This is a genomic window from Sphingomonas sp. (assembly GCF_031372575.1).
Lineage (GTDB): Bacteria > Pseudomonadota > Alphaproteobacteria > Sphingomonadales > Sphingomonadaceae > Sphingomicrobium.
Genome location: NZ_JANMLM010000081.1, coordinates 90,041 through 102,525 on the forward strand (window position 1 = coordinate 90,041; position 12,485 = coordinate 102,525).

The following is a 12,485-nucleotide window of genomic DNA, read 5'->3' on the forward strand; positions in this document are numbered from 1 at the left end:
GCCTCGGCCAGCGCGCTCCGCCAAGCTGCGGCGTAAAGGGGATATTGTATGGGTTTTGCGTCGGGAAAACATGCACTGATCACGGGCGGCGGCACCGGCATCGGCGCGGCGGCAGCGCGGATGCTGGCCGCCGAGGGCGCCAGGCTCAGCCTGCTCGGCCGCCGCCGCGAGCCACTCGACGCCATCGCAGCCGAAACCCGCGGCACCGCAATCCCCTGCGACCTCACAGACCGCGCCGCGATGGAAGCTGCCTTCGCCGCCGCCCGCGCCGCCAATGGCCCGTTCGATTATGTCATCCTCAACGCCGGGATCGGCGACAGCGCGCCCTTCCTCCGCACCCCGCGCGCCACCTTCGATGCAATCATCGCCACCAACCTCACCGCCGTGTTCGACGGCGCCCAGCTCGCCAGTCCCGACCTGCTCGACGGGCAGGACAAACGACTGATCGTCATCGCCTCGGTCGCCGGACTTCAGGGCGGCGCCTACGCCGCGCCTTATGTGGCGTCGAAGCATGGCGTGATCGGCCTGGTCAAAAGCCTGGCGCTCGAATTCGCCAAGACCGGGATGACGGTCAACGCCATCTGCCCGTCGTTCGTCGCCACCCCGATGGTCGACGACAGCGCGACGCGGATCAGCCGCGTGACCAAGCGCAGCGATGACGAATCGCGCGCTGCACTGGCCGCCTTGAACGCCCACGGCCGGCTGATCACGGCCGAGGAAGTCGCTGCTTCGATCCTCAACCTGTGCCATCCCCTGAGCGGCTCGATTAACGGCGCGAGCGTCGCCATCGATGGAGGAACCAGCGCATGAGCATTGATCCTTATTCGCTCACCCCATCGCACTTCCTGTGGGATTTCGAGGATGGCGTCGGCACCATCACGCTCAACCGGCCCGAACGCAAGAATCCGCTGACGTTTCACTCTTATGCCGAGCTTCGCGACCTGTTTTTCGAGCTTGGCCAGACACCGTCGGTCAAATGTATCGTGCTGACCGGCGCTGGCGGCAATTTCTGTTCGGGCGGCGATGTTCATGAGATCATCGGACCGCTGACCAAGATGGACGATAGCGGGCTGATCCAGTTCACCCGCATGACCGGCGATCTCGTCCGCGCGATCCGCGCCTGCCCGCAGCCGGTGATCGCCGCGGTCGATGGCGTGTGCGCCGGCGCGGGCGCGATCCTCGCCATGGCCAGCGATATTCGCCTGGCCTCGCCCTCGGCCAACACCGCTTTCCTGTTCAGTCGTGTCGGCCTGTCCGGCGCGGACATGGGCGCCTGCGCGATCCTGCCGCGGATCATCGGCCACGGCCGCGCCGCCGAATTGCTGTTCACCGGCCGGTCGATGACCGCGATTGAGGGCGAACGCTGGGGCTTCTGGAACCGCCTTGCCAACGATCCGCTGGCCGATGCTTTGGTCCTCGCGCGCGAAATCGCCAGCGGCCCGTCGCTGGCGCACGCCGTGACCAAGCAGCAGCTCGATGCCGAGTGGCACGAATCGATCGAAACTGCGCTCGACATGGAGGCCGAGGTCCAGGCCGAGCTGATGAAAACCAACGACTTCCGCCGCGCCTACGACGCCTTCGCCAACAAGCGCCGCCCGGAATTCAAGGGTGACTAAATCGGGTCTCGATCTCGACTGGCCCTTCTTCGACACCCGCCATCGCCAGCTCGCCCGTGACCTGGAAGACTGGTCCGCCGCCAACCTCACCCCGGCCCACACCGACGACGTCGAAGCCGAAGTCCGCGCCCTCGTCGCCAAGCTCGGCGCGGCGGGGTTCCTCGGCCTGACCATCGCCGACGGCGCATTGGACGTGCGCAGCCTTGCCATCGCCCGCGCCACCCTTGCCTATCATTCGGGCCTCGCCGATTTCGCTTTCGCCATGCAGGGTCTTGGATCGGGCGCGATCAGCCTGTTCGGCACCGCCCGCCAGCGCGCCCAATATCTGTCGCAAGTCGCCAGCGGCCAGTCGATCGCCGCCTTCGCCATGACCGAGCCCGCCACCGGATCGGACGCCGCCAACATTTCCACCACAGCCACTCGTGACGGTGACGATTACGTCATCAATGGCGAGAAAACCTATATCTCCAACGGCCAGATCGCCGACGTCATCACCCTCTTCGCCCGCACTGGCGAAGCCGAAGGCGCGCGCGGAATCTCGGCCTTCATCCTGCCCGGTGGCACCGCTGGCCTTAAGGTCGCCGAACGGATCGAGGCGATCGCCCCGCACCCGCTCGCGCGCCTGACCCTGACCGACGTCCGCCTTCCCGCATCGGCGATGCTTGGGCACCCCGGCGAAGGCTTCAAGGTGGCGATGCAGACCCTGACCCTGTTCCGCGTCACCGTCGGTGCCGCCGCACTCGGCTTTGCCCGCCGCGCTCTTGACGAGGCGATCGCCTTCTCGACCGGCCGGAAGCTCGGCCATGGCACGCTCGCCGACAATGCCGTGACTCAGGCCAATCTCGCCGAAATGGCACTCGCGATCGACGCCTCGGCGTTGCTCATCGCGCGCGCCGCCTGGGCGCAGGACAAGCCCGAAATTGCCGGCGACGACAATCGCCGCGCCGCTGCAATGGCCAAGCTCCATGCCACCGAATCCGCGCAGAAGGTGATCGACATGGCGGTCCAGCTTCACGGCGGCATGGGCGTGACCAAAGGCGCGATCGTCGAAAGCCTCTATCGCGAGATTCGCGCGCTGCGCATTTACGAAGGCGCGTCCGAGGTCCAGCGCGTGATCATCGCCCGCGATTTGTTGAAGGAGCATTGCCGATGAATATCCTCCAACCCCCCGGCTGGCCGCGACCCAAGGGCTATTCCAACGGCATCAGCGCCACCGGGCGGACGATCTACACCGCCGGGATGATCGGCTGGGACGAGAAGGAGATGATCGTCTCGCACCGGCTTGACCTGCAATTCGGCCAAGCGCTGCGCAACGTTGTCGCGGTGCTCGCCGAGGGCGGCGCTAGGCCCGAGCATATCGTCCGCCTGACGATCTACATCACCGACCGCCCCCAATATCTCAAACTCCGCGACGAGCTGGCCCCGATCTGGAAAAGTATCATGGGGGCGCATTTCCCGGCGATGGCGCTGGTCGAGGTCAAGGCCTTGGTCGAAAGTTCGGCATTGGTCGAAATCGAGGCAACGGCGGTCGTCCCGGAATGAGGGACCGCTTTGTCGAGGAGCACCTGCCGGGCGCGGACCAGCTCCCCGATTTCCTGCTGCTCGACTATCCGGCGCGCCTCAATGCCGCGGCCGAATTGCTCAACGGCGGCAAGCCCGACGATCTCGCCATCGTCAACGACCATGGCCGCTGGACCTACGCACAACTATCTCAAACATCAGGGAAAATAGCCCGCCTGTTGGTCGAGGAGGGGGTCATTCCCGGCACCCGCATCCTGCTCCGCGGTCCCAACAGCCATATGATGCTCGCAGCGTGGTTGGGCGTCCTCAAAGCCGGCGGAGTCGCGGTCACCACCATGCCATTGCTCCGCCCCGGCGAGCTCGCTGCGATCATTGACGCGGCGCAAATCTCCCACGCGATTTGCGACAGCCGCTTCATCGGCGACCTGCGCGACGCGATCGACCAGACCCGCTTAGTCAAGACGGTGCTGAAATATGACGGCGACTATGGTCACGGCGCGATCGAGAGCCGCATCGCCGATCTTGAGCCTTCGGGCCCGGTCGACACCGCCGCCGACGATCCCGCGATCATCGCCTTTACCAGCGGCACCACCGGCACGCCCAAGGGCTGCGTCCATTTCCACCGCGATATCCTCAGCCCGTGCGACACCTTTGCCAAAACGCATTTGCCGATGAAGCCCGGCGACATCATCCTCACCTCGGCCCCGATCGCGTTTACCTTCGGACTCGGCGCGACCCTTTTGTTCCCGCTGCGTTTCGGTGCCGCCACCGCAACGCTCGAACAAGCCAGCCCCGACAAAATGCTCGACGCGATTGCCCGCTTTAAAGTGACTCATCTCGCCACCGCTCCCACGGCTTATAAGGCAATGCTCCCTTATAAGGCGGAACTTGATTCTGCTTTGTTGACGCTCAAGGCCTGCGTCTCGGCCGGCGAACATCTTCCGCAATCGGTGTGGCAGCAATGGCAGGACCGCACTGGCATCGCTATCGTCGACGGCATTGGCGCGACCGAGATGATGCACATCTTCATTTCCGAAAACGGCCCCGCGATCCGCCCCGGTTCAACCGGCCGTGTGGTTCCCGGCTATGAGGCAACGATTCTCGATCCCGATGCAGAAGGCGAAGGCCGCCTCGCGGTTAAGGGACCAACCGGCTGCCGCTATCTCAACGATCCGCGCCAGGCCGATTATGTAGCGGACGGCTGGAACATCACCGGCGACACCTTCCGCCGCGATGCCGATGGCTATTTTTGGTATATCGCGCGCTCCGACGACATGATCGTCAGCTCGGGCTACAACATCGGCGCGCCCGAAGTGGAATCCGCCCTCCTGGCCCACCCCGCCGTCGCCGAATGCGCCGTCATCGGCGTGCCCTGCCCCGAGCGCGGGCAGAAGGTCAAAGCGTTCGTCGTGCTCGCCGATTTCGCGGAGGCCAGCGACGAACTGGCCGACAAATTGAAAGCCTTCGTCAAAGACCAGATCGCACCCTACAAATATCCCCGCGAGATCGAGTTCATCGACGAACTCCCCAAGACCGCGACGGGCAAACTCCGCCGCGTGGAATTGCGCAACCGCTAGATCACTCGAACTCCACAATCACCTGATCAACTGCCAGGCTGTCCCCGACCCCCGCCGCCACCGCCTTGACCGTCGCGCCTTTCTCGGCGCGCAGGATATTCTCCATCTTCATTGCTTCGACCACCGCGACCGGCTGGCCGAGCTCGACCGTGTCGCCGGCCTTCACCTCGAGCCGTGTCAGCAGCCCCGGCATCGGCGCGAGCAGGAAGCGCGACAGGTCGGGCGCGACCTTGGCGATCATGTGCCGGGTCAGCGCTGCAATGTGCGGCGCCATCACCGTCACCTGATGCGCCGCCCCGCGCGTCGTCAGCACCCAGCCGCGACCCTTGCGCGCCACCTGCACCACGCGCCCCCGTCCGTCGATTTCCGCCGTCAGCAACCGCTCGCCCGGCGCCCAGTCGCCGACCACCGCCATTTCCTCGCCATCGTCGATGCTGACCAGATTGCCATCTTCATGCGGCGTCACGGTCGCTTCGTAATCGCGCCCCGCCAGCCGAACGATTTGCGTCGCTTCCGGGAATTGCGGCTCGCCCAATTGCCCGTCGATCAGCGCCGCGCGGGTATCCACCGTCAGCTCGACAATTGCCGCAATCGCCGCCAGGTCGCCGAGCAATTCCTCGTCCGCCGGCGCGCCGTGGAAACCGTCGGGATATTCCTCGGCAATGAACCCCGTCGTCAGCGTCCCGGCGGCGAACCGCGGGTGCTGCATCAGCGCCGAGAGGAAGTCGATATTGTCGCTGACCCCGTCGATCTGGAACGAGTCCAAAGCCTCGACCTGCGCCGCAATCGCCCCTTCGCGGGTTGGTGCCCAGGTCACCAGTTTGGCGATCATCGGGTCGTAGAACATGCTGACCTCGCCGCCCTCGACCACGCCGTCATCAACGCGGGTTCGAACCTCGCCTTCAGCATCGACAGCAGGCGGCCGATACACACTCAACCGCCCGGTACTCGGCAAAAACCCGCGATACGGATCCTCGGCATAAACCCGGCTCTCGATTGCCCAACCGTCGATTTTCACATCCGCCTGACCGAAGCTCAGCTTCTCCCCCGCCGCGACGCGGATCATCTGTTCGACCAGATCGAGCCCGGTAATCTCCTCGGTCACCGGATGCTCGACCTGCAGCCTTGTGTTCATCTCGAGAAAGTAGAAGCTGCGATCCGCGCCGACGATCAGCTCGACCGTCCCCGCGCTGGTGTAGCCAACCGCCGCCGCCAGCGCGACCGCCTGCTCGCCCATTGCGCGCCGCATTTCGGGCGTGACGAATGGCGACGGCGCTTCCTCGATCACCTTCTGGTGCCGCCGCTGGATCGAGCATTCGCGCTCGTTCAAATAGAGCACCGTGCCGTGGCTGTCGCCGAGCACCTGGATCTCGATATGGCGCGGATCCTCGATGAATTTCTCGATGAACACGCGGTCGTCGCCGAAGCTACTGAGCCCCTCGCGCTTGGTCGCCTCAAACCCTTCGCGGACATCCTTCTCGGAGTACGCCAGCCGCATCCCCTTGCCGCCGCCGCCGGCCGAGGCCTTCATCATCACCGGATAGCCGATCTCGCTTGCGATCCTGACCGCCTCATCGGTGTCGGCAATCTCGCCGAGATAGCCCGGAACAACCGACACGCCCGCCGCCTTGGCCAGTTTCTTGGACTCGATCTTGTCCCCCATCGCCGCGATCGCGCTGGCGGGCGGCCCGATGAACGCGATCCCCGCGCCGGTCAGCGCCTCGACGAAGCTCGCCCGCTCGGATAGGAACCCATAACCCGGATGCACCGCCTCCGCCCCCGTCGCCTTGCACGCATCGATGATCAGCTCGGCCTTGAGATAGCTCTCCGCCGCCGGCGCGGGGCCGAGGCGAACGCTCTCGTCAGCCATCCGCACATGCGGCGCGCGAGCATCGGCATCCGAATAAACCGCAACGGTTTTGATACCCATGCTCCGCGCCGTGCGGATCACCCGACAAGCAATTTCGCCCCGATTGGCGATCAGGATTTTGGAGAACACTATTGAGCCTCTTCTTTCGCAGCGGAGCAGTCAGCATAGGAGAGGCATTCTACGTCACGATCCCCCTTCATGAGCCAGCCATTGTAAACCATAAGCGCGACCACAAGCATCGTGCCAACTGAAACTATCAAGATCGTACGACGACTCATTCGCCCCCAACCGGCGGCTTGTTGTGCCCGAGCAGCCGCAGCACCTCGTCCGCCGCGTCGGCAAGGTTGGTGCCCGGCCCGAAGATCGCCTGCACACCGGCGGCGCGGAGCATCGCGTAATCCTGCGCCGGGATGACCCCGCCCGCGACCACCTTGATGTCCGCCGCGCCGAGATCCTTCAGCGCGCCGATCAGTTCGGGAATGAGCGTCTTGTGCCCCGCCGCCAGGGACGATGCGCCAACCACGTCGACCTCCTTAGCCACCGCCAGTTCGGCCGCCTCGCGCGGGGTCTGGAACAGGGGGCCGGGGATGATCTCGAACCCCAGATCGCCGAACGCGCTGCTCACCAGATTGGCGCCGCGATCATGCCCGTCCTGCCCCATCTTGGCGACCAGCATGCGTGGCCTGCGTCCCATCCGCTCGGCCACCGCCAGCGTCCCCGCCACCGCCTCGCGCCAGCGCTGGTCATCGCGCTGGCCATAGATTCCGCTGACCGGCTCGGGGTGGGTCGAATAACGCCCGAACACGCGCTCCAGCGCGTCGGATATTTCGCCGAGTGACGCGCGGGCGCGGGCGGCGTCGACGGCGAGGGCGAGGAGATTTCCGCTTTCCCGAGCGAAGACGAGGGACTCTGCCGAGCGCAGCCGAGGCTCTTGTGCTCGTTGGTTCTCGGCTTCGCTCGAACTAGTCCCTCGTCGTAGTTTATCCTGAGCGAAGTCGATGGGCTCGGGATGCTCGGGTTGGGGGTTTCGTGCTGCTTCCTCCAACGCATCCAGCGCAGCCTTCACCGCCCCCTCGTCCCGCGCGCTACGCATCGTCCCCAGCCGCGCAATCTGTCCCGCGCGCACCTTTGCATTATCGACCTCGAGGATATCCATCTCGGCCTCTTGCTCCAGCCGATACTTGTTGACCCCGACGATCACTGTCTCGCCGACATCGACCTTGGCCGCGCGTGCCGCTGCGGCTTCCTCGATCCGCGTCTTGGGCAGGCCGTCGGCGACCGCTTTGACCATCCCGCCATGCGCTTCGACCTCGTCGATCAGCGCCTGCGCCTTGTCCTCCAGTTCGCGGGTCAGCGCCTCGACATAATAACTTCCGCCCAACGGATCGGCGACCGCGGTCACCCCGCTTTCCTCCGCCAGGATCAGCTGCGTATTGCGCGCGATCCGCGCCGAGAAATCGGTCGGCAGCGCCATCGCTTCGTCGAAGCTGTTGGTGTGCAGCGACTGCGTCCCGCCAAGCACCGCCGCCAGCGCCTCGACCGTCGTGCGGACGATATTGTTATACGGGTCCTGCTCGGTGAGGCTCACGCCGCTGGTCTGGCAGTGCGTCCGCAGCAGCTTCGATTTCTCCGACTTCGCGCCCAACCCGGTCATGATCCGCGCCCACAACGTCCGCGCCGCGCGCAGCTTGGCGACCTCCATGAACAGGTTCATCCCGATCCCGAAGAAGAAGCTCAGGCGCGGCGCGAACGCATCGACATCGAGCCCCGCTTCCTTCGCCGCGCGGACGTACGCCATGCCGTCGGCCAGCGTGTACGCCAGCTCCTGCACCGCGGTCGCCCCGGCCTCGTGCATGTGATAGCCCGAGATCGAAATCGAGTTGAACTTGGGCATTTCGCGCGATGTGAAAGCGATAATGTCGGACACGATCCGCATCGACGGTTCGGGCGGGTAAATATAGGTGTTGCGGACCGCAAACTCCTTGAGGATATCGTTCTGGATCGTCCCCGTCAGGTCGGCGCGCGACACCCCCTGCTCCTCCCCCGCGACAATGTAGAACGCCAGGATCGGCAGCACCGCGCCGTTCATCGTCATGCTGACCGACATCTCGCCGAGCGGGATTCCGTCGAACAGCAATTTCATGTCCTCGACGCTGTTGATCGCTACCCCGGCCTTGCCGACATCGCCGGTGACGCGGGGGTGGTCCGAGTCGTATCCCCGGTGCGTCGCCAGATCGAACGCGACGGAGAGCCCCTTTTGCCCCGCCGCCAGGTTGCGCCGGTAAAAAGCGTTCGATTCCTCGGCGGTCGAGAAGCCCGCATATTGGCGAATGGTCCACGGCCGCCCCGCAAACATCGTCGCATAGGGCCCCCGCGTGTAGGGCGCGACGCCGGGGTAGCCGCTGTCGATCCCCGCAACATCTTCCGGCCCGTAGACCGTCTTGAGCGTGATCCCCTCAAGCGTTTCGCGGCTCAGGTCGCGGCCCTTCGATTCCTTGTCGGCAAGGGCTTTCCAGGCGGTTTTCTTATCGACGTCATTCATGGCAACGGCCCTAGCGCGGCCCCGCCGCCTTGCCAATCAATGCGCCTGCTTCGGCGATTCCATGATCTCGGTCAGCACGCCGCCCATGTCCTTGGGGTGGAGAAAGAAGATCATCGTCCCGTGCGCACCGATCCGCGGCTCGCCAAGCACCCGCGCGCCCTTGGCCTCGAACCACGCCTTGGCCGCGTTGATATCAGGCACCTCGAAACAAACATGGTGCTGCCCGCCGAGCGGGTTCTTCGCCAGGAACGCCGCTATAGGCGAGGCGTCCCCAAGCGGCTCGATCAATTCGATCTGCGAATTAGGCGTATCGACAAAACACACCCGCACCCCCTGCGCGGGGAGATTGAGCGCCTCCCGCACCACCTCGGCCCCCATCACGTCGCGATAATGCGCCACCGACGCCTCGATCGACGGCGTCGCGACCCCGACATGGTTCAAACGCCCCAGTTTCATTGTTCGATCCTCACTTCACACGTCACGCTATTGGCAATGAAGCACGCCTCATGCGCCTTGTGGTGCAGGACCGCGAGCGCCTCCGCATCCGGCGCCTCCCCGCCCCACTTCACCTTGGGCCGCAACGTTATCAGAGTCATCGCCATCCGCCCGTCTTCGCGTTTGGCCATCACCCCCTCGGCAACATCCTCATATCCCTCCACCACCAGCCCTGCCCGCCGCGCGAAATCGAGGAAGAACAGCATGTGGCAAGACGACAGCGACGCCACAAACGCCTCCTCCGGATCAACCCCGGCAGGATCGGAAAACGGCAGCGGCACGACATGCGGTGATGAGGAGGCGGGCACCACCGCCCCGCCGTCGAACGACCAGCTGTGGGCGCGCGAATAGCGGCCTTTGGCGAAGTCGTCGGAAGTGGCGCGTGCCCAGCGGATCGTGGCGGTGTAAGTGCTCATCCGTACGTGAATCGGAAAAAGTTTCTGATCGAAGTCCTCAGGCCCTTCACGTCGTCGGTTGGCGAAAGGTTGCGCTGTATGAACTTCGGCGGTTGGTTGAACCAATCCGTGATAAAAACAACCACAAGCGCCAGCCCGCCAAAGATCATCAAAGCGCCTAACACGATCAAAGCCGCCGCCAAGGCCATAGTGAGTAGCCAGGCGATATCGCTTAAAAAGATCGTTACCAAGTACCGATACGCATCATCGCCAGTCGGATTGCCCCAACCTCTCAAACCACCTCCAAGGAGAAAAGCCCCAGAAACACCGTAGAACACTAATCCCAGCAACAATATAACACTATTTGTGCGGTCAAACCTTGAATATCCAACGAAACGTAACCCGCGGGGCATGTTCAATACATGCCCTTCTACACTAACCTCATCTCGAATTTTCGTCGATATTGCATTGTCATGTGTAGTATAAATGGTGAATGCGATCGCATCGCCGACGTCTAATAATTCAGGGATGATTTCTATAACGCTTTGTGATACAATGTCTATTGAAGTAATCATGCCTTCCCTAGACTGAGATGGCTCTGTGGTTTTCAGTAAATTATCGTTTTTAAAATTTACAGTTAATTTACCTGCGGTGGTTATTTCTTCCTTGGTTATTGCTCTGTTTCCGCTGTTCCACAGGCCAAATTTCCATTCGCTAAGACCTAGCACTTCATGATTGTCGAAAAACATTTTGACATTGGTGGGAAACTTACCGCCCACTGGATCTAAAACCTTACGACGACGTAAGGTCCAGGCAATTTTACGCCGCGACGCAAAGTGCCGGGATATCAAAATACCCAATACCAACGAGACAACCGAGGTAATCACAAGGTTGAGTACGTCAAACTTCATAATTGCGACCTCAAAGCGGAATGTTGTCGTGCTTCTTAAACGGATTTTCCAGCTGCTTGTCGCGCAGTTTCCGCAGCCCCAACGCCACCCGCCGCCTTGTCGAATGCGGCATGATCACTTCGTCGATGAAGCCCTTGCTCGCCGCCACGAACGGGTTGGCGAAGCGCTCCTCATATTCGCGGGTGTGCTCGGCAATTTCCTTGGCCGTCTTGCCGCGGAAGATGATTTCGACCGCGCCCTTGGCCCCCATCACCGCAATCTCCGCAGTCGGCCAGGCATAGTTCAAATCGCCGCGCAAATGCTTGCTCGCCATCACGTCATACGCCCCGCCATAGGCCTTGCGCGTGATCACCGTGATCTTGGGCACCGTCGCCTCGGCATAAGCGAACAGCAGTTTAGCGCCATGCTTGATGATCCCGTTATGCTCCTGCCCCACACCGGGCAAAAACCCCGGCACGTCGACCAATGTCACGATCGGAATGTCGAACGCATCGCAGAAGCGCACGAACCGCGCCGCCTTCTTCGACGAATTGATGTCGAGGCACCCCGCAAGCACCATCGGCTGGTTCGCCACCACCCCAACGCTGCGCCCCTCGATCCGGCAGAAACCGACAATGATGTTGCCCGCATGGTTCGGCTGCAGCTCGAAAAAGTCGCCCTCGTCGGCCAGCTTGCGGATCAATTCGTGCATGTCATACGGCGTCGCCGCAGACGGTGGCACGAGCGTATCCAGGCTTTCCTCGATCCGGTCCCACGCATCGTCGGTCGGCCGTTCGGGCACGTCGTGACGGTTCGACGACGGCAAAAAGTCGAAGAAATCGCGCGTCGCGAGCAACGCATCGACATCATTCTCGAACGCCACATCGGCCACGCCCGACTTGGTGGTATGAGTCACCGCCCCGCCCAATTCTTCCTGCGTCACTACCTCGTTGGTCACCGTCTTGACCACCTCGGGTCCGGTGACGAACATGTAGCTTGAATCCTTCACCATGAAGATGAAGTCGGTCATCGCGGGGGAGTAAACCGCACCCCCCGCGCATGGCCCCATGATCAGCGACAGTTGCGGGATTACGCCGCTCGCCAGCACATTGCGCTGGAACACTTCGGCATAGCCGCCAAGGCTCGCCACCCCCTCCTGGATCCGCGCCCCGCCGCTGTCGTTCAAGCCGATCACCGGCGCGCCGACCTTCATCGCCGCGTCCATCACCTTGCAGATTTTCTGCGCATGCCGCTCGGACAAGGATCCGCCGAACACGGTGAAATCCTGCGCGAACACATACACCAGCCGCCCGTTGATCGTGCCGCTGCCGGTGACCACCCCGTCGCCCGGAAACTTCTGCTCCTCCATCCCGAAGTCGACGCAATTATGCTCGACATACATGTCGACTTCCTCGAACGATTCGACGTCGAGCAATATGCTCAATCGCTCGCGTGCGGTCAGCCGCCCCTTGGCGTGCTGCGCATCGATCCGCTTCTGCCCCCCGCCCATCCGCGCCGCCGCGCGCCGTGCTTCCAATTCGTCGATCGTCGTTGCCATGCTCGCTCTTTCGGGCGCTCG

11 protein-coding genes are annotated in these 12,485 nt (G+C 63.2%); 5 read left to right on the forward strand and 6 right to left on the reverse strand.

The window, feature by feature from the left end; genetic code table 11:
- Positions 1–48: 48 nt before the first annotated feature.
- From RMN73_RS08325 to RMN73_RS08345, 5 genes are read left to right on the forward strand one after another with little or no spacing between them, the layout of a single operon-like run.
- Positions 49–810, forward strand: a complete 762-nt coding sequence (locus RMN73_RS08325; RefSeq protein WP_309602854.1) for an SDR family oxidoreductase — start codon at positions 49–51, stop codon at positions 808–810.
- The gene (locus RMN73_RS08330; protein WP_309602855.1) at positions 807–1,616 is read left to right on the forward strand and encodes an enoyl-CoA hydratase family protein; all 810 of its coding nucleotides are present in this window, start codon (positions 807–809) and stop codon (positions 1,614–1,616) included. Before RMN73_RS08325 ends, RMN73_RS08330 begins: the two co-directional genes overlap by 4 nt.
- Complete coding sequence (locus RMN73_RS08335) at positions 1,609–2,769, forward strand: acyl-CoA dehydrogenase family protein (RefSeq protein WP_309602856.1); 1,161 nt, start codon at positions 1,609–1,611, stop codon at positions 2,767–2,769. The genes RMN73_RS08330 and RMN73_RS08335 overlap by 8 nt, the downstream gene beginning before the upstream one ends.
- A complete protein-coding gene (locus RMN73_RS08340; protein WP_309602857.1) occupies positions 2,766–3,158 on the forward strand; it encodes a RidA family protein in 393 nt (130 codons plus the stop codon). Before RMN73_RS08335 ends, RMN73_RS08340 begins: the two co-directional genes overlap by 4 nt.
- The gene (locus RMN73_RS08345) at positions 3,155–4,714 is read left to right on the forward strand and encodes an AMP-binding protein (RefSeq protein WP_309602858.1); all 1,560 of its coding nucleotides are present in this window, start codon (positions 3,155–3,157) and stop codon (positions 4,712–4,714) included. The genes RMN73_RS08340 and RMN73_RS08345 overlap by 4 nt, the downstream gene beginning before the upstream one ends.
- A 1-nt stretch (position 4,715) precedes the next feature.
- On the opposite strand, the gene RMN73_RS08350 is transcribed toward RMN73_RS08345, so the two are convergent.
- From RMN73_RS08350 to RMN73_RS08375, 6 genes are all read right to left on the reverse strand, one after another.
- On the reverse strand, positions 4,716–6,713 hold the full coding sequence (locus tag RMN73_RS08350; protein WP_309602859.1) for an acetyl/propionyl/methylcrotonyl-CoA carboxylase subunit alpha: 1,998 nt from the start codon (positions 6,711–6,713) through the stop codon (positions 4,716–4,718).
- A 145-nt stretch (positions 6,714–6,858) separates the two neighbouring features.
- On the reverse strand, positions 6,859–9,126 hold the full coding sequence (gene scpA / locus RMN73_RS08355) for a methylmalonyl-CoA mutase (protein WP_309602860.1): 2,268 nt from the start codon (positions 9,124–9,126) through the stop codon (positions 6,859–6,861).
- A gap of 36 nt (positions 9,127–9,162) precedes the next feature.
- Positions 9,163–9,582 carry a methylmalonyl-CoA epimerase gene (gene mce / locus RMN73_RS08360; RefSeq protein WP_309602861.1) on the reverse strand — a complete coding sequence of 140 codons (420 nt, stop codon included), beginning with the start codon at positions 9,580–9,582 and terminating at the stop codon, positions 9,163–9,165.
- A complete protein-coding gene (locus RMN73_RS08365; protein WP_309602862.1) occupies positions 9,579–10,037 on the reverse strand; it encodes an OsmC family protein in 459 nt (152 codons plus the stop codon). The genes mce and RMN73_RS08365 overlap by 4 nt, the downstream gene beginning before the upstream one ends.
- Entirely contained in the window at positions 10,034–10,927 is an 894-nt protein-coding gene (locus tag RMN73_RS08370; protein WP_309602863.1) for a hypothetical protein, read from the reverse strand. The genes RMN73_RS08365 and RMN73_RS08370 overlap by 4 nt, the downstream gene beginning before the upstream one ends.
- Before the next feature lie 10 nt (positions 10,928–10,937).
- On the reverse strand, positions 10,938–12,464 hold the full coding sequence (locus RMN73_RS08375; RefSeq protein WP_309602864.1) for an acyl-CoA carboxylase subunit beta: 1,527 nt from the start codon (positions 12,462–12,464) through the stop codon (positions 10,938–10,940).
- Between the last annotated feature and the right edge of the window lie 21 nt (positions 12,465–12,485).

Bases quoted from the DNA above. Each gene is read 5' to 3' on its own strand.
- RMN73_RS08325 (WP_309602854.1), top strand. From the start codon at position 49: ATGGGTTTTGCGTCGGGAAAACATGCACTGATCACGGGCGGCGGCACC.
- RMN73_RS08330 (WP_309602855.1), top strand. From the start codon at position 807: ATGAGCATTGATCCTTATTCGCTCACCCCATCGCACTTCCTGTGGGAT.
- RMN73_RS08340 (WP_309602857.1), top strand. From the start codon at position 2,766: ATGAATATCCTCCAACCCCCCGGCTGGCCGCGACCCAAGGGCTATTCC.
- RMN73_RS08345 (WP_309602858.1), top strand. From the start codon at position 3,155: ATGAGGGACCGCTTTGTCGAGGAGCACCTGCCGGGCGCGGACCAGCTC.
- scpA (WP_309602860.1), bottom strand. From the start codon at position 9,126: ATGAATGACGTCGATAAGAAAACCGCCTGGAAAGCCCTTGCCGACAAG.
- mce (WP_309602861.1), bottom strand. From the start codon at position 9,582: ATGAAACTGGGGCGTTTGAACCATGTCGGGGTCGCGACGCCGTCGATC.
- RMN73_RS08365 (WP_309602862.1), bottom strand. From the start codon at position 10,037: ATGAGCACTTACACCGCCACGATCCGCTGGGCACGCGCCACTTCCGAC.
- RMN73_RS08370 (WP_309602863.1), bottom strand. From the start codon at position 10,927: ATGAAGTTTGACGTACTCAACCTTGTGATTACCTCGGTTGTCTCGTTG.
- RMN73_RS08375 (WP_309602864.1), bottom strand. From the start codon at position 12,464: ATGGCAACGACGATCGACGAATTGGAAGCACGGCGCGCGGCGGCGCGG.